Origin of the sequence: Ensifer sp. LC163, assembly GCF_001695855.1 — a bacterium.
Lineage (GTDB): Bacteria > Pseudomonadota > Alphaproteobacteria > Rhizobiales > Rhizobiaceae > Ensifer.
The window spans coordinates 268,772-284,005 of the sequence record NZ_MBSS01000023.1 but is presented as its reverse complement, the minus strand read 5'-3'; the positions used below and the strand labels follow the sequence as shown (position 1 = coordinate 284,005).

Genomic DNA, 15,234 nt, shown 5'->3' with positions numbered 1-15,234 from the left:
GTCAGGGCCCTAGCCCCGGCCGCAGCTCAGCCGTCGCTTGAGTTGCAAGAGAACGCGGCAAGGCTTGAATGGCCGATGCCAGCCATTCTGTTCCCCCGCGCAGTGCGGCTGGGGTAAGCGCCGCATAGCCAAGGACCATGCCGGCCAGGTCCGGCTTGCGTTCGAGATAGAGCGGCGACACGGGGTAGATGCCAATCCCCGCAGCCGTGGCGGTCTCGATCAGCCGCGCCTCATGCTGCGCGCCGATCTCACGAAACCAGACGACGACATGCAGCCCGGCCGATGTGCCGACGATTTCTATCCGTTCGCCAAAGGATGATTTCAGTGCCCCAATCAGGGCGGCACGACGCTCGGCATTGGACCGACGCATCTTGCGGACGTGTCGCTCGTATGAGCCGGCTTCCAGCAGGATGGCGAGCGCCTCCTGCTCGAGGCTGGGGCTATGACGATCGGCGAGCTGCTTGCATCGGGTGAAGAGGTCGATCAACGGCCTGGGAACGACGAGATAGCCCAATCTGAGGGCAGGTGAGAGCGTCTTCGAAACCGTGCCGACATAAATGACTCGATCCTGATCCGATTGGAACAACGGCGGTATCGGCTTCACGTCGTAGCGGTACTCGCCATCGTAGTCGTCCTCGATGATATACGCTCCGACGGCATAGGCCCATTGCAGCAGCGCATCCCGCCTGTTCTGCGGCAAGACGCCGCCGAGCGGGAACTGGTGGCTCGGCGTGACATAGGCGAGAGCTGATTTTCCGTGGTGCGGCAGGTCCTGCACGAGAAGGCCGGCATTGTCGCAGGAAACAGCAACGATTTCAGCGCCGGCGGCGGCCAGAACATTGCGTGCCATGGCATAACACGGCTCCTCCACGATGACGCGATCGCCGATATCGACGAGTGCGCGGGTGCAAAGATCCAGCGCTTGCTGCGAACCGGAAACGACGACGATCTGATCGGCATCGCAGCGGATGCCGCGTACGCGCCAGAGATAGCCCTGGAGTTGCTGCCTCAGGACGGCGGAGCCTGCCGGATGTTCATAGGAAAGGCTGTCGCGGCGGCGCAGTAGCGCCGCATTCATCGCCCGCCGCCATAGCAGCGTCGGAAAGTCGGCAGCCGCAATGTCGCCGTAGCGGAAATCGAACTCCAGTGCCGGCCGGCTCTCCGGATAATGGATCGGAAGCTGCATCAGTCGGGCAGCATAATCGGACATCGGCCATTCCAGGCGATCCTCAGCTGGTCGCCCATGCCGTGTTCCTGGCGCGGCCATATCCGAGACGATCGACGCTGAGCCCTGGTGGCTGGTCACGTATCCCTCGGAGACGAGTTGATCAAAAGCCGAGGTCACTGTCGTGCGTGACACGCCCAATTCTTCGGCGAGCGCGCGGCTCGATGGCAGTCTGTCACCGGGCGCATAGACACCGGCGCCGATCTGCTCGCGCAGATCGAGGTAAATGCGGCGGGCAGCGCCCGTACGTCTTGATTTCGTGCTATCCAGCTGGCCCAATGAAAATCTCCGTAACTGGATATTTATTTTGTGCCAGTTAACGCCGATGCTGTGCCGAGTTCAAGGAGAGTTCGATGTACACGCCGCCAGCTTTTGTGGTCGACGACACCAGCGAAATCCACGCTATGATGCGGGCGTGCCGTATCGCCAACTTCATCACCGCGACGGCGGAGGGACCAGTCGCGACACCGCTCCCCATGCTTCTGGACGCAGAGGAAGGGGAAAGGGGTACGCTTTATGCCCATCTCGCCCGCCCCAATCCGCAGTGGCAAACGCCCGTGATCGGCGATGCTCTCGCTGTCTTCATGGGTCCAGACGCCTACATCACCCCGGCCTGGTATGCCGCGAAATCCGAGCATGGAAAGGTGGTTCCGACATGGAACTACACCACCGTCCAGGCAAGGGGCCCGGTCGAATTCTTCGATGATCCGGCTCGGCTGCTCGATATCGTCAAGCGGCTGACCGACCTCCATGAGCGGACAGCCGCGAAACCGTGGGCCGTCAGCGATGCGCCCGCGGCGTATATCGCAGCGCAATTGCGTGGCATCGTCGGAATTCGAATGCCGATCACGCTGTTGGCAGGCAAACGCAAGTTGAGCCAGAACCGCCCCGAACCGGACAGAGTGGGCGTCAAGAACGGCCTTTCGGAAAGTTCTCGCGACTTTGACCGCGCCATCGCGGACATGATCCCCGTTCCATCCCCGTTATCGTGAGACAAAAGCATGTTCAGGCATGACTTCGATCCACAGCCGGCACTGAGCGGCGAGGCCATTCTCCTCAGGCCCTTGCGGCCGAACGACCTCGAGGGACTGTATTCTGCAGCAGGCCATCCTGATGTCTGGGCGGGTCACCCGGCAACGGACCGCTACAAGCGGGAAAAGTTCGAGCCTTACTTCTCACTGCTGCTCGAAAGCGGGGCGACGCTTGTGGCTGTCGATCGGCAGACCGAAGAGATCATCGGATGCTCCCGCTATTACGTCGCCCCTGACATGCCGGACAGCATCTCGATCGGCTTCACTTTCCTCAGCAACGCCTATTGGGGCGGCGGCACCAATTTTGAGCTGAAACGGCTGATGCTCGGTCATGCCTTTCGCGCCTATCCCGATGTCTGGTTTCATATCGCGCCCACGAACATTCGTTCGCAAAAGGCAACCGCCAAGCTCGGTGCGACACATGTCTATGATGCAACGCTGGACCTGTCGGGTTCGCCGTCACCATGGATGTGCTTCCGCCTGCGGCAGGACGATTGGGACCGTGTCGTCGAGAGCAAGGCGGGGCGGCTTGATCCTTCGCAGGGCCCCCGGAGGCGTAGCAGTTACTCTTCCTTGAAACCCAATGACGTGCCGGGAAGGTAGAGCGAAATCGGCCGGATTTCATAGGTTGCCGTCGGGTTGGCCCGACGCAATTCGCGGGCTGCCGCCACCGCTGCCTCCAGCGTTGGAAAATCCACGACGTAGAAGCCGAGCAGTTGCTCCTTGGTTTCGGCAAAGGGGCCATCGATGACCGTGCCCTCGCCTTTGCCTCTCAGCGTCACCGCGCCTTGGGTTGGGCCAAGCCGTGCTGCGGGCCCTAAGGATTTTTCTTGCACGAGGCGATCGTTGACCTTGAGCAGGTCGGTCATCAACGCGGCGTCCTCCTCCTCCGTCCAGGATTCGACCACTCCCTCTTCGTGATAGGCGAGGATGGCGTAATACATGAAGCATCTCCCTTGCGCGTCTTTGGTTTTCGCCCGGCCAAGCAAGCGTCGAAAGCGTGCCGGATGAGCCTCGCCGCGACTATATGGCCGGATCGGCGCGCAGACTACGGGCGTGCAGGTTTCAGTTGACGCGAGGATTCGAGACTTTCGACAAACTGGGCAAGAAGCTCTCGGTCGAAATGGCCCTTCGATCCGAACATCATTTGAACTGTCTCGGCCGGACAAGGGCAGTCTCCCAGTGGAAGGCGCTCACGGCTTCAACAAACTGTCGCACAGGGAGCGTATCGGAGACGGCAAAGCAATCTTGATGTCCGCGCCACGTGTGGCGGCGCCGACGTTTGGTGGGTATGGCATGCGCACGTCTCGAATACTGGCCGGACTGATCGAACGGCACGACGAACTGGAGCTCAAGCTCGATTTTCTCGAGTGCACCAGCACCGCTCTGAGCGATGATGGCACACTCACCGAGTTGCGACACACGCTCAAGGAGATCAGACGAGACATCGCCCGCAGCAGGGCCCGTTCCCGCTGAAGCCTGTCGGCGTCAACGGCATCGTTGGCGCGCGCCTGGCTACTTCTTCGCCGCCAACCAATGGCGGCACGCAGCGCCTGTTATCAGCCCTGCCTGCTTCAATGCGGATACCGCGACGTCGGGATGCGGACGCTTCCTATTCCGTGTGCCTGACGATGGCTGGGACGATCGTGCCCCAGTCCTGCCGGTGCAACTCATGGCCGCCGCCCTCAATCGGAAGGAATTCGGAACCGGGCACAGCATCGGCAATCGCCATCCCGTGCCCGACCGAAAAGATCGGGTCGCTGGTGCCATGGATCACCAGAAGTGGCGCTTCGAGCGATTTGAGCTTGCCTTTGACGGTGTCGCCACCCTGCAGCATGAAGTGGTTCGTGGCGGAGAGGAAGCCGCCCGAGCGATCATAGTCCTCCTCGATGAAGGCGCGGATCCGGTCCGCGTCGTGGGGATGCGCGGTGCTCGCGATCATGCGGGCATCCCTGACCATGAGATCGATCACCTGGCCGCGATCCGACCAGTCAAGGCTTTCGCCCGTTGCAGCGTTGCCCTGCCGCCCAGGTTGACCGTGTCCGGGGCGACGGGCAAGTTGCGTTTGTCATAGCTTACGAAGCGGATGGATTCCGATAGCCTCTCTGAGCCATGAACCGAAATCTTCAGGCCGGCTGGTGTCGGCAAAAACATGATTGGAACTGTTATGCCTCAACTGACCCTTGATCTCGCCAACGGCATCATCGACGGCGCATTCGGCGCGGCGGCAAAAGCCCGGCTGAAGCCGCTTTCGGTGGCCGTGCTCGATGCCGGCGGCCACCTCGTCGCCTTCCAGAAACAGGACGGATCCTCGATGCTGCGTTTCGAGATCGCGTCGGGAAAAGCCTATGGCGCGCTCGCCGTCGGCATGGGCTCGCGGTGGCTGAACAACACCGCGATCGAGCGGCCGCACTTCATGCAAGGCCTCTCGGCCGTCTCCGGCGGCCGCATCGTGCCGGTGCCCGGCGGTGTCCTGGTGCGCACGACCGATGGCGATCTGCTCGGCGCGGTCGGCATCACGGGGGATACGTCTGACAATGATGAGGCCTGTGCCATCGCCGGCATCGAGGCCGTCGGCTTCTTGGCCGACGCCGGATAACAGGCACTTAGTCGACAACCGCTTGACGGTCAAATCGATCGCTGTGCGCTTGCGGCAGTCCCGTGCTTATCGTCGGCAAGCGACCAAGGCACCCGATCGATTGTCTTTCTGCGCTCACGCGCAGGCGCGTCGCGGCCTAGTCGACCAGGCTGCAGCCCAGCCGCTGCAACTCGCGATCAACCCAGGACCTGTCGGTCGTGCCCGACAGCGTCGCCGTCATCTGCTTCGCCTCGGCGTCGTGTTTGGCCTGGGTCGCCTTCAGAACCGCCTCGGCATCCGCCTTCGGAACGCAGACAACGCCATCGATGTCGCCAAGCATCAGGTCGCCCGGATTGATGACCATGCCGGCGATGGAAACCTGGAAGCCGATTTCGCCTGGGCCGGTGCGGTAAGGGCCGCGATGTGTGACGCCAAGCGCGTAGAGCGGCAAGTTCTGGGCGCGGATGGCCTCGGCGTCCCGGATCGCGCCGTTGAGGACGAAACCGGCGACGCCGCGCTTGACTGCGTGCGCCAGCATCAGTTCGCCCATCAGCGCATTGGTGGTGTCACCGCCGGCATCGACGACGATCACGTCACCCGGTGCCGCCATGTCGATCGCCTTGTGCAACATCAGATTGTCGCCCGGGCAGGTCTTGACCGTTAGCGCCGGACCGGCAAGCACGCCGCCACTATGCATCGGGCGCAGCCGGTCACCGCCGGCGACGAGCCGCGACATGCTGTCGGACACGTTGGCGACCGGCAGGACGCGGAATGCCTCGACATAGGAGGCGTCGACGCGTTCCATGCTGTTCTTCACTCTGAAACCGATGGGCATATCTTCTTTCCTTCTGGAGCTCCAGAGCGTTTCCGTTTCAAACGGAGTCGCGGAAACGCTCTATCTCATTGTTTCTACGCATTTCCTGACGGAAAGCCGCTTGGCACTTTTCCTGGAAAAGCTTCAGGCGATCGCCTTGCGCAGGCCAAGGCTCTGCGGTGTCGCAAGGCTGAAAGCGTCCGGCGCTTGGCCGTTGAGGACGCTGATGATGTGGCGCGCGGCAATCTCGGCCATCGCTTTCGACGAACCGTGCGTGACACCACCGATGTGTGGCGTCGCCAGCACCAGCGGCGAGGCCCATAGCGGGTTGTCGGCGGCCGGCGGTTCGGCGGCGAAGCTGTCAAGCGCCGCGCCCGCCAGACGCCTGTCGCGCAGGGCGTCGGCGAGCGCCGTCTCGTCGATGATGCCGCCGCGTGCAGTGTTGACGATGAAAGACGTCGGCTTCATCAGCGCCAGACGACGGGCATCGATCAGGTGGTGCGTCTCTACCGTCAAAGGGCAATGCAGGCTGACGATGTCGGCGCGGCGGACAAGCTCGTCGACGTCGTCGATGGCGGCAATGTTTTCCTGTGCGAGCGTGGCTACGGCATGGGGATCGTAGACAATCACGTCCATGCCGAGTGCGCGCGCCATAGCGGCGGTTTCGCGGCCGATCGAACCATAGCCGATGAGGCCCATGAGCGTGCCGGCGATGTCGCGTCCCATGAAGGTCGGCTTCGGCCATTGGCCGCCTTTCACCGCCGCGGTCAACGGTCCGATCTCCTTGATCAGCGCCAGCGAAAGCGCGATCGTGTGTTCGGCGACGGCGCGCGCGTTCGAACCCATCGAGCGCAGCACCGGTATGCCGCGATCGGCTGCTGCCTGGATGTCGACATTGTCGACGCCGACGCCATGCTTGACGATGACCTTCAGCTTCGGCGATGCGGTAATGACGGCCTCGTTGATCTGGCCCTGCCGGACCATGATCGCGTCGACGCCGAGATCGGCCGCGCGTGCGGCGACCACATCCGAGGCGTCGTAGGGCGGAGAAAAGAAGACGTCGCAGTCATGGGCGTTGAGCAGCTCGACGGCACTCTCGGCAATCCTGTTGTGGGTGACGAGGACGCGCCATTTTCGGTCCGTATGTCTCTCGGCGGTGGGAAAGTCTGACACTCTGTTCTCCAGGATAGATGCGGGGACGTCGGGCGAGCGGATCAGCCCGTGGACCGCGCCAGCAATGCGCGGGCGCGCGTCACGATCGGCAGATCGACGAACTTGCCCTCAAAGGTGAAGGCGCCGATCCCGGCCTGCGCGGCGTCATCGGCAGCAGTGATCAGGCGGCGGGCACGGTCGAGTTCTTCTTCGGACGGTGAAAAGCCGTCGTTCAGCAGGGGAACGACACTCGGATGAATGCAGGTGGCGCCGTCGAAGCCGAAATCCTTGGCTTCTCTGATCGCCGCGGAAAGGGCCGCCTTGTCGGCATAGTCGGCGGTGCTGCGCAGCAGCCCGAAGGATAAAACGCCGGCCGCTTTCGCGGCGTAGTGGATCATCAGTTTCGGCACGCGCAGAACTTCGGGTGTCGGCTGGGCGCCCATGGAGGTCGCAAGGTCTTCGCCGCCGGCGGAGAGGGCAAACACCCGCGGACCTGCGGCGATCGAAGTGGCGTTCAACAGCCCGGCCGGATCCTCGATCAGCGGTGCAAACCACGTCCGTGACCGGTTCGCGGCCGCTTCCAACGGTTGGAGATGCCTGTCGAGCCTGTGGAGAATTTCGGGCGACGATACCTTGGGGATGTAGAGCGCCCGCGCGCCCGCCTCGCAGGCGGCGCTGGCGTCGGCCAGCATCGTCATCTCGTCATGGGTGTTGATGCGGACGATCACCTGAGCGCCGCCTCGCCCAACCATCGGCACCGTTCGAGCAAGTGCTGCCCTTGCCGCGTCCTTTTCGTTGACCGCGACCGCGTCCTCAAGGTCGATGATGATGGCGTCGGCCCCGCGTTGGTGGGCCTTTTCCAGAAAACGGGGCGAGCTGCCGGGAACATAGAGTAGCGAGCGCAGCATCATTCGGTTCGGCCTCCCATGATCAGGTCGATTTCGTCGGCCGACAGGCCGACTTCGTTGAGCACGTCGCGGGTGTTTTCACCAAGCGCCGGCGCCGGGTTGCGCCAGACGCCCGGCGTCGCCGACATTCGCGGCAGGATGTTGTGCATCGGCAGCGAGCCGTGCTCGCGGTCCTCCACTTCGGTGAAGACCTCACGCTCGATGAAATGCGCGTCGCTGAAGGCATCGGCGATGTTGTAGACCGGCCCGACCGTCGCGCCGGCCCGGCGCATGACGTCGAGTGCGTCGTCGCGCCCCCTTGTCGCAAACCAGGCGCCGACAGCCTCATCGACCAGCGGCCGGTTGCGAACCCGGTCGGTATTGGTGGCGAACCGCGGATCGGCGATCATTTCGGGGCGACCGATGATCTCGAAGATGCGCTTGGCGACCGCCTGGGTGGAGCCGGAAAGGGCGACATATTTGCCGTCGGCGCATCGGTAGACGTTGCGCGGCGATGTCGTGTTGGAGCCGCTGCCAACCCGTTCCTTGATCTTGCCGGTTGTCTTGTAGATCGCGGCCTCGGGCCCGAGCACCGAGAACATCGGCTCCAGCAGCGACAGGTCGATCACTTGCCCGCGTGCGATGCCGCGCTGACGCGCCAAAAGCGCCATGCTGACGGCCGAAGATCCGTAGATGCCGGCGATCATGTCGGCGAGCGCCAGCGGCGGTAGCACCGGCTCGCGATCGGCAAATCCGGTGCGGGCGGCAAAACCACTCATCGCTTCCACCAGCGTGCCGAACCCGGGCAGGGTTGCGTAAGGGCCGGTTTGGCCGAAGCCGGAAATGCGCACGATGATCAGGTCGGGATTGCGGGCAAGCAGTGTCTCCGGCGCCATGCCCATCTCTTCGAGTGTCCCGGGGCGGAAGTTCTCGATGAAGACATCTGCCGTATCGAGCAGCTTCAGCATGGCATCCATTGCCGCCGGTTCGCGAAGGTTGAGCATGACCGAACGCTTGTTGCGGCCGTAGGTCTTCCAGTAGAGCGAGCTTCCGCCGTCGCGCCAGTCGCGCAAGGGATCGCCGACTGGCGGCTCGACCTTGATCACGTCGGCGCCGAAATCGCCGAGCTGCAGCGACAACATGTTGCCGGCGACCAGGCGCGACAGATCGACGACGCGAATGCCGTCAAGCGGCCCTTTCGCGTCAGTGTCGAAGCTTTTGGGTTTACTGGTCATGGGGTGCTCCGCATTCACGGGCTCAGGCCTGCGGCCGGGATTGTGCGGCAAACAGCGTCGAGGCTTCCGGCGGCACATAGACGAAGACATGTTTGTCGGCGACCTCACGCGCGGTCTGGACGCGGAAGGTGCTGCCGGCGCCCGTCAGCTCGTACTGATAGACGGAGCCGAGATAGGAGCCGCCCTGGACGGTCGCCTGGACGACGTTCTCGCCGGCGCTGCCGACGATCTGCAGCCGTTCGGGACGCACGGCAATCACGACTTTTTCGTCCGCGCCGTTCCTGCCCGTATTCGCCTTGATCACCGTTCCGTCATCGAGGCGGACATTGGCGGTGCCAGCGGCGCGATTGACCACGGTGCCCGTCAGGAAGTTCGAGGAGCCGATGAAGTCGGCGACGAAGGCATCGGCCGGCGTTTCATAGATCTCCTTTGGCGTGCCGAGCTGGCGGATGCGGCCGGTGTCCATCACCGCGATGCGGTCGGAAACCGCCAGCGCTTCGGCCTGATCGTGCGTCACGTAAACGGTCGTGACGCCGAGCCGCTCCTGAAGTTCGCGCAACCAGACGCGGGCGCGTTCGCGCAGCTTCGCATCCAGATTGGACAGCGGTTCGTCGAGCAAAAGCAGGCTCGGACGATAGACGAGTGCCCGGGCGAGCGCCACGCGCTGCTGCTGGCCGCCGGAAAGCTCGAAAGGATAACGCTCCGCAAACTTTGCCATCTCGACCAGCTCAAGCGCTTCCTTGATGCGCTTGTCCTGCTCGGCGCGGCCGATCTTGCGCAGTTTCAGCGGGAAGGCGAGGTTTTCCGCCACCGACATATGCGGCCAAAGCGCGTAGCTTTGAAAGACGAGCCCGATGTTGCGCTGTTCCGGCGGCACCACCGTTCCGGTCTTGCCGTCGAAGAGCACGCGGTCGCCCATGCGGATTGCACCCGACGTCGCGTGGTTGAGCCCGGAGATCGCAAAAAGCGTCGTCGACTTGCCGCAGCCGGAGGGGCCGAGCAGCGTCAGGAATTCACCCTTCGGAATGGTGAGCGAGACCTCGCTGACGGCCTTGTAGGAACCGTAGTTGATGGAGAGATTGTCGAGGATGAGATCAGCCATAGATCTTGGCTCCCAGCAGACGGCGCGCCATGAAGACGAACAAGGCCGTGATGATGACTTGGATGGTTGCAAGGGCGGAGACGGGACCGTTGTCGCCCTGCGCATAGAGCTGCAGCATGGTCGAGCCGATGATTTCGGATCCCGGCTGGTAGAGGAAGACTGCCGTCACATACTCCTTGAAGAAGTGGATGAAGAGCAGCGCGAAGCTTGAAAACAGCGCCGGTTTCAAGAGCGGCAGGACGATGCGGGTCACCGTCGTCCACCAGTCGGCGCCGGAAATGCGCGAGGCGCGGTCAAGTTCTTCGCCGATCTGCGACAGCGCTGGCGCGATGGCGCCGAAACCGATCGGAATGTAGCGCACGACAAAGGCGGCGATCAGGATCCAGATCGTTCCGCGGATCATGTCGAGGCCCGGGATCCAGACGACGGCATAGAAGAAGCCGAGGCCGGCAATGATGCCGGGCAGCGAGCGCGGGAACAGGGCGACATATTCCAGCGCACGACGGAAGCGGAATTCGGAGCGCTTGGCGACGAGCGCGATGAGCACGACACAGGCAGTTCCGATGATGCCGCCGAGGAAGGAGATGATCACGGAATTGAGGATGGCTCTGACATAGCCCGGCTGATTGAAGATCAGCTCGAAGTTGGCAAAGGTCAAAAGTTTCCAGAAAGGAACCAACGGCGTCAGGAAGCTGACGCTGGCGCGCATGAAGATGCCGGCAAAGACGGCGACGATGGTGAAGAGCACATAGGCTGTGACGGCGGCGAATGCGACCCAGCGCCAGTGTCCGAGATCGACGAGCGAGGGACGGGAGGCCTTGCCGCGCACCGTCACGAAGCGACCGCTGTCCTTCATCAGCCGGCCCTGCAGCCAGACGAGCAGACCGACGATGACAAGCAGCATGACCGCGCCGGCGCCGACGATGCCGTAGTCGGATTGCACTGCGGCATTGATGCCCTGGTCGTAGAGGAAGGTTGTCACCGTATGGATGCCGCTCGGGCCGCCGAAGACCAGGGGGATCGCCAGCATCTCGATACCGATCACGAAGTTCAGCACCGCGGAATAGACCATCGCCGGCCGCATCATCGGAACGGTAATGCTGATCAGCGCCCGCATGGGGCTGGCTCCGGCCGAGCGGGCGGCGTCCTCGAGCTGGGCGTCGGCCTTGGTGACGGCGCCGATGCACATGAGGTAGGCGAGCGGCGCCTGGCTAAGCCCGGCGACGATGCTCATGCCGGTCAGGCTATAGAGGTTCCATGGGCTGAGCCCGGTGCTCGCCTTGAAAGCGAGGGTGATGTAACCCGACGGGCCGTACATGGTGAACCAGCCGAAGGCCATGACGAGGTTGCTGACGAACAGCGGCCAGATCAGGATCTCGCCGATCCATTTGCGCCCGGGCAGATTGGTGCGGCCGACGATAACGGCCATGACCGAGCCGAAGAGCTGGGCGACGACCATGGTGACGACGGCGAAAAAGAGCGTGTTGAGCACGATCTTGCCCATGCCCGCCTCCGTAAACAGGCGAACGAAATTGCCGGCGGTGACGACGGCGTCGGGCTTGTAGAGCGGCCGGTCGAGAAAGGCCTGGAGAATGATGGGTGCGATCGGTCCGATGACCAGGATCGTCGTCAGGATGCTTACGGCCCAGAAGGTGATGGTCGACCGGTCACGCGTGGCGCTCGGTGCCGACCCTGCTGAGAGCTCGGTCATGGCAATAGTCCTCGAAAGCCGTCCGCAAGCGCGAAAAAGACGGTCGCCAGGCTTCGTAGAGTTGACAATGAGGGCAGAGGAACCGCCGGCCGACCGTGTCGCGGCCGGCGCTCCCCAAGCCGGGGCCGGATAGGGCGTTTCCGATACATACGGAATCGCGGAAACGCTCTATCCCTTTGTTTTTACGCAATTGCGGACGCAAGACCGCTTCGCACTGGTGCTGGAATTGCTCTAGTTACCGGCCATCGCGGCGGTCCACTTGGTGGCAAAGCCCGCAGCGTCGTCGATGAGCGCCTTGTCGAAGCCGACGGCGATCAGGTTTTCCATGCCGACCTTGGCGGCGATCGCCTGATAGGTGTAGCGCACCTGGGCTTCGTCGACATCTTCGCGGTAAGGGGTCAATCCGCCCTTGCCGACCTGGGTCTGGCCCTTCTGGCTGAGCAGGTAGTCGACGAACAGCTTGGCCGAGTTCGGGTTGGCCGCCTCGCTCGGGATGCCGAGGCCGCGAAGCATGACCGGGGTGCCGTCATCGGGGAAGGCAAAGCCGAGAATCTCGCCGCCGGGTTGCTCCAGGCGCGGGAAGATGGTGATGCCGGAGACGGCGATGCCGACGAGATATTCGCCGGTGGCGATCTTTTCGTTCATCGGGCCGCCGGAGACTTCGCCACGGATCATCGGACCGATTTCGCGCAGGCCCTTCCAGCCGTCGTCACCCTTGACCTGCAGGGTCTTCCACCAGGCAGCCAGCCCGAAGGAATTGCGGGCGGCGTCATAGGTGGTGATCTTGCCGTCGAATGTCGCCTTGTCGGCCGCGGCCGCCTTGACCAGCGAGGCGAAACCGGTCGGGCGCTGGCCCTCCGGCAGCAGGGCTGCATTATAGGTGATGACGAGCGGGTCCGCCGACATCACATAGATGCCGGGGTAGGGATTGGCGAAGCCCGGCAGGCGTTCGGTTTCCGGGCTCGGATAGTCGAGCATGCGCGCTTCGCTGCCATAACGTGCCCAGCGGTCGTTTGCGCCCGAGACCAGGACATCGGCGGTTCGGGCACCGCTGCCGGCTTCCGCCTCCCAGCGGGTGTGCACGGTGCCGGAACCGAGGTCGAGCGTTTCGATCTTGATCCAGGGATAGAGTTCGTTGAAGCCCTTGATCACCGGCTGCCAGTTGTTGTCGGCCATGTTGGAGTAGACGACGAGGCCGGCCTCCTTGCGCGACGCTTCGACGATCTGGCCGTAGTCGGCCGGATAGTAATCGGGCAGCTTCGGCTCCTGGGCAAAGGCGCTGGTCGAGAGCGTGGCCGATGTGGCCAACAGCCAACCGGCAAGCTCCCTTTTCAAATAGGACATCAATTCCTCCCGTGGGTTTTCCCATTTTTGAAGATGCGCCGCGAAAGCTCCTCACTTGCGCGACGCGCGGCCTCGACCGTCGCCTCGGTGACGCGATCGAGATTGTTGGCGATCCGCTCGCGCGGACCGGAGATGTTGACAACGGCGACAATGCGGCCGTCGGGGTCGCGGATGGGTGCCGCGACGCCGGCAGCGCCCTCGACCCGGCCGTAGAGATTGGCGACATAGCCTTCTCGGCGCCCGGCGCTGACGCGCTCGGCAATGGCTTCGGGGTCGTCCTCATCAGGGACGGAGCGCCGCAGATAGGCCTCGAGATCCTGATCCGAGAGGCCGGAAAGCAGCATCAGTCCGCTTGCCACATAGTGGGCAACACGCTGCGTGGCGATGTCCCGGTCATAGCGGATCTCGCGTATGGGCAGGATCTTGTTGAGATAGCGGACCTGCCGGTCATCCGTCAGCACGGCAATGAAACCGGTCTCCTCGACCGCCGCAACTGTTTCACGAAGGATCGGCTCCGCGACCCTCAGGATCGTGCCCCAGCCGCTGTTTGCCTCCGACGGCTCGCCGGGCAGCCGGATCAGCAGATAGCGCCCGTCCGTTTGGCGGACCACATATCGGGCATCAACCAGGGTGCGCAGGAGAAGCAGGGTGCTGCTCTTCGGCAGAGCAAGGGCCTGCACGACGTCGGCGAGCGCGACGGCTTCGCTACGTGACGCCAGCCACTCGATCAGGTCCAAAATTCTTTCCGCGCCGCGGCCGCTCATTGCTGATTTTCCCTTGTTCAATATATTGAACGCGTGCTATATAGTGAACTTACCGAGCGCGACCGCCCTTGTCAAGGTGCGGTCCTTATTGTCGTTTCGAGTGGCATTCGCCGTGCGCTAGCGCGCGCCGGCGGGCAGATGACACGTTCCTGCTTCTTTGCGTGGTTCGGGATAAATGAAGCTCTGGTTCATCTCATCGGACCGAGGCGTCATTTCAGACCGCAACAAATCTTGAAAAACCTCATCAAACGCTTGCCTGCATTGGCAGGCACGCTCCCTCCGTGCCCGGTCTCGATCACACCTGCCGATATGCAGGTGCGAACGGGCCAAGGTTCGAATGAGGAGTGAACATATGCGTAAGCCCAAGCTTGACTCGACAGCCCTTCCCGTAACCGAGCCCGGCTACAAGCCGGTAGCACTGCCGGCGGTGCGTGCCGCCCACCTGATGCTGACAAGCAAACGCGATGCCGAGCTGCGCCACGCGCAGCGGAAGACCGCCATGCGCATCGTCAACCAGTTCGATCGCGACACTGACTGACGAGCTGTCGCCCGCGTCGGAAGGACGTCTCCTGAATTGCACTCAGGCGCGAGCGCGATGGGTGGCCACATCCCACGGGCGGGGTGGCGTGGATGCGATGTCGCCGTTCAGCGAAGGCGGCTGCTCAATTCGCGGAATCGGGCGAGACCACCTGCCACTTTCCAAACAGCGTCAAGCCCGCTGCCTTCGCCAGCGCTCCGGACGCCTGATTGTCGAGCTGGCATCGATACTGGGGTTCGAGGCCCTGTTCGTAGGCATATCGGCTGATTGCGCGGACGACGTTACGCGCATGACCCTTGCCCCTGAAGGCTGGGAGCGTCAGGACGCCGGTGTCGGCGATCGGGGCATCCTCCCAGGGGTACATGCTGGCTGCACAGACAAGGCGACCCTGCTCGAAGGCGCCAAACACCGCCCAGTGGTCCAATTCCACATAGGCGTCGTCCAGATCCTGCTTCGACGCGGCATCTTCGAAGGCGCCAAAGACTGCTTCATCTCGCGCTGTCAGCTGGCGCAAGTCGCCCGTCACTTTATCTCGCAACAGCGAATTCCTGCAGGCTTCAGGGAAATAGAACAGATAGTCGGCGCCATTCAGAGTGACCGATGCTTCGGCAAGTATCCGACGAAAGCCCGGCTCGCTGAGGTCCGGTCGTTGTGCGAGGTCCAGGCGATCGGCGAGTGCGGGCGTCAGCACCGCCATCGCCTGGCCGTCGATGGCTTCCAGCACCATCACCCTGTTTTCATCGCTCAAATCGGGGTTCACCGAGACAATAAAGCCGTCATCGCGGCGAAGCACATCGCCGCTCAGGAAGGTTCTCCGCCAGAACTCGGTTATCTCTCGTGCAAACACAGACAT

17 protein-coding genes are annotated in these 15,234 nt (G+C 63.0%); 5 read left to right on the top strand and 12 right to left on the bottom strand.

The annotated features are described in order from the left end of the window. Position 1 precedes the first annotated feature (1 nt). Complete coding sequence (locus tag BC360_RS19480; RefSeq protein ID WP_065796569.1) at positions 2-1,504, bottom strand: PLP-dependent aminotransferase family protein; 1,503 nt, start codon at positions 1,502-1,504, stop codon at positions 2-4. A 74-nt stretch (positions 1,505-1,578) separates the two neighbouring features. On the opposite strand from BC360_RS19480, the gene BC360_RS19475 reads away from it, so the two are divergent. Then, complete coding sequence (locus tag BC360_RS19475; protein ID WP_065796568.1) at positions 1,579-2,217, top strand: FMN-binding negative transcriptional regulator; 639 nt, start codon at positions 1,579-1,581, stop codon at positions 2,215-2,217. A 9-nt stretch (positions 2,218-2,226) separates the two neighbouring features. Continuing rightward, positions 2,227-2,859: a GNAT family N-acetyltransferase gene (locus BC360_RS19470; protein WP_065796567.1), complete on the top strand. Its 633-nt coding sequence runs from the start codon at positions 2,227-2,229 to the stop codon at positions 2,857-2,859. On the opposite strand, the gene BC360_RS19465 is transcribed toward BC360_RS19470, so the two are convergent. Continuing rightward, positions 2,820-3,200: a YciI family protein gene (locus tag BC360_RS19465; RefSeq protein WP_065796566.1), complete on the bottom strand. Its 381-nt coding sequence runs from the start codon at positions 3,198-3,200 to the stop codon at positions 2,820-2,822. The genes BC360_RS19470 and BC360_RS19465 overlap by 40 nt on opposite strands. 352 nt (positions 3,201-3,552) lie before the next feature. Between BC360_RS19465 and BC360_RS31730 the strand changes: the two genes are divergently transcribed. Continuing rightward, positions 3,553-3,732, top strand: a complete 180-nt coding sequence (locus BC360_RS31730; RefSeq protein WP_139110111.1) for a hypothetical protein — start codon at positions 3,553-3,555, stop codon at positions 3,730-3,732. 136 nt (positions 3,733-3,868) lie between these two features. On the opposite strand, the gene BC360_RS19455 is transcribed toward BC360_RS31730, so the two are convergent. Then, the gene (locus BC360_RS19455) at positions 3,869-4,198 is read right to left on the bottom strand and encodes an alpha/beta fold hydrolase (protein ID WP_244512782.1); all 330 of its coding nucleotides are present in this window, start codon (positions 4,196-4,198) and stop codon (positions 3,869-3,871) included. Positions 4,199-4,423: 225 nt separating this feature from the next. Here BC360_RS19455 and BC360_RS19450 point away from each other — a divergent pair, with 225 nt between their 5' ends. Further along, entirely contained in the window at positions 4,424-4,855 is a 432-nt protein-coding gene (locus tag BC360_RS19450; RefSeq protein ID WP_065785052.1) for a GlcG/HbpS family heme-binding protein, read from the top strand. Positions 4,856-4,991: 136 nt separating this feature from the next. Here the strand turns inward: BC360_RS19450 and BC360_RS19445 are convergent, their stop codons facing one another. The 8 genes from BC360_RS19445 to BC360_RS19410 all read right to left on the bottom strand — a co-directional run bounded on the left by BC360_RS19445 (position 4,992) and on the right by BC360_RS19410 (position 13,843). Beyond that, positions 4,992-5,669, bottom strand: coding sequence for an RraA family protein (locus BC360_RS19445; protein ID WP_065796563.1), 678 nt, complete (start codon positions 5,667-5,669; stop codon positions 4,992-4,994). A 123-nt stretch (positions 5,670-5,792) separates the two neighbouring features. Next, on the bottom strand, positions 5,793-6,821 hold the full coding sequence (locus BC360_RS19440) for a hydroxyacid dehydrogenase (RefSeq protein WP_065796562.1): 1,029 nt from the start codon (positions 6,819-6,821) through the stop codon (positions 5,793-5,795). Positions 6,822-6,862: 41 nt separating this feature from the next. Further along, on the bottom strand, positions 6,863-7,711 hold the full coding sequence (locus BC360_RS19435; protein WP_065785044.1) for an HpcH/HpaI aldolase/citrate lyase family protein: 849 nt from the start codon (positions 7,709-7,711) through the stop codon (positions 6,863-6,865). After that, positions 7,708-8,922 (bottom strand): CaiB/BaiF CoA transferase family protein, encoded by a 1,215-nt coding sequence (locus tag BC360_RS19430; RefSeq protein WP_065785043.1) that lies wholly within the window; start codon positions 8,920-8,922, stop codon positions 7,708-7,710. The genes BC360_RS19435 and BC360_RS19430 overlap by 4 nt, the downstream gene beginning before the upstream one ends. Before the next feature lie 22 nt (positions 8,923-8,944). Continuing rightward, positions 8,945-10,024, bottom strand: coding sequence for an ABC transporter ATP-binding protein (locus BC360_RS19425; RefSeq protein ID WP_065796561.1), 1,080 nt, complete (start codon positions 10,022-10,024; stop codon positions 8,945-8,947). Continuing rightward, positions 10,017-11,735, bottom strand: a complete 1,719-nt coding sequence (locus BC360_RS19420) for an ABC transporter permease (protein ID WP_065796560.1) — start codon at positions 11,733-11,735, stop codon at positions 10,017-10,019. The genes BC360_RS19425 and BC360_RS19420 overlap by 8 nt, the downstream gene beginning before the upstream one ends. 231 nt (positions 11,736-11,966) lie before the next feature. Further along, positions 11,967-13,079: an ABC transporter substrate-binding protein gene (locus BC360_RS19415; protein ID WP_065796559.1), complete on the bottom strand. Its 1,113-nt coding sequence runs from the start codon at positions 13,077-13,079 to the stop codon at positions 11,967-11,969. Then, a complete protein-coding gene (locus tag BC360_RS19410; protein WP_065785033.1) occupies positions 13,079-13,843 on the bottom strand; it encodes an IclR family transcriptional regulator in 765 nt (254 codons plus the stop codon). The genes BC360_RS19415 and BC360_RS19410 overlap by 1 nt, the downstream gene beginning before the upstream one ends. Before the next feature lie 352 nt (positions 13,844-14,195). On the opposite strand from BC360_RS19410, the gene BC360_RS19405 reads away from it, so the two are divergent. Further along, a complete protein-coding gene (locus BC360_RS19405) occupies positions 14,196-14,381 on the top strand; it encodes a hypothetical protein (protein WP_065796558.1) in 186 nt (61 codons plus the stop codon). 124 nt (positions 14,382-14,505) lie between these two features. On the opposite strand, the gene BC360_RS19400 is transcribed toward BC360_RS19405, so the two are convergent. Further along, positions 14,506-15,174 carry a GNAT family N-acetyltransferase gene (locus tag BC360_RS19400; protein WP_208858199.1) on the bottom strand — a complete coding sequence of 223 codons (669 nt, stop codon included), beginning with the start codon at positions 15,172-15,174 and terminating at the stop codon, positions 14,506-14,508. Positions 15,175-15,234: the final 60 nt, after the last annotated feature.

What these genes read in the sequence shown, in the direction of transcription:
- BC360_RS19445 (WP_065796563.1), bottom strand. Translation starts at nt 5,669, where the DNA reads ATGCCCATCGGTTTCAGAGTGAAGAACAGCATGGAACGCGTCGACGCC.
- BC360_RS19475 (WP_065796568.1), top strand. Translation starts at nt 1,579, where the DNA reads ATGTACACGCCGCCAGCTTTTGTGGTCGACGACACCAGCGAAATCCAC.
- BC360_RS19450 (WP_065785052.1), top strand. Translation starts at nt 4,424, where the DNA reads ATGCCTCAACTGACCCTTGATCTCGCCAACGGCATCATCGACGGCGCA.
- BC360_RS19405 (WP_065796558.1), top strand. Translation starts at nt 14,196, where the DNA reads ATGCGTAAGCCCAAGCTTGACTCGACAGCCCTTCCCGTAACCGAGCCC.
- BC360_RS19425 (WP_065796561.1), bottom strand. Translation starts at nt 10,024, where the DNA reads ATGGCTGATCTCATCCTCGACAATCTCTCCATCAACTACGGTTCCTAC.
- BC360_RS19465 (WP_065796566.1), bottom strand. Translation starts at nt 3,200, where the DNA reads ATGTATTACGCCATCCTCGCCTATCACGAAGAGGGAGTGGTCGAATCC.
- BC360_RS19435 (WP_065785044.1), bottom strand. Translation starts at nt 7,711, where the DNA reads ATGATGCTGCGCTCGCTACTCTATGTTCCCGGCAGCTCGCCCCGTTTT.
- BC360_RS19415 (WP_065796559.1), bottom strand. Translation starts at nt 13,079, where the DNA reads ATGTCCTATTTGAAAAGGGAGCTTGCCGGTTGGCTGTTGGCCACATCG.
- BC360_RS19470 (WP_065796567.1), top strand. Translation starts at nt 2,227, where the DNA reads ATGTTCAGGCATGACTTCGATCCACAGCCGGCACTGAGCGGCGAGGCC.
- BC360_RS19420 (WP_065796560.1), bottom strand. Translation starts at nt 11,735, where the DNA reads ATGACCGAGCTCTCAGCAGGGTCGGCACCGAGCGCCACGCGTGACCGG.
- BC360_RS19410 (WP_065785033.1), bottom strand. Translation starts at nt 13,843, where the DNA reads ATGAGCGGCCGCGGCGCGGAAAGAATTTTGGACCTGATCGAGTGGCTG.
- BC360_RS19430 (WP_065785043.1), bottom strand. Translation starts at nt 8,922, where the DNA reads ATGACCAGTAAACCCAAAAGCTTCGACACTGACGCGAAAGGGCCGCTT.
- BC360_RS19455 (WP_244512782.1), bottom strand. Translation starts at nt 4,198, where the DNA reads ATGATCGCGAGCACCGCGCATCCCCACGACGCGGACCGGATCCGCGCC.
- BC360_RS31730 (WP_139110111.1), top strand. Translation starts at nt 3,553, where the DNA reads ATGCGCACGTCTCGAATACTGGCCGGACTGATCGAACGGCACGACGAA.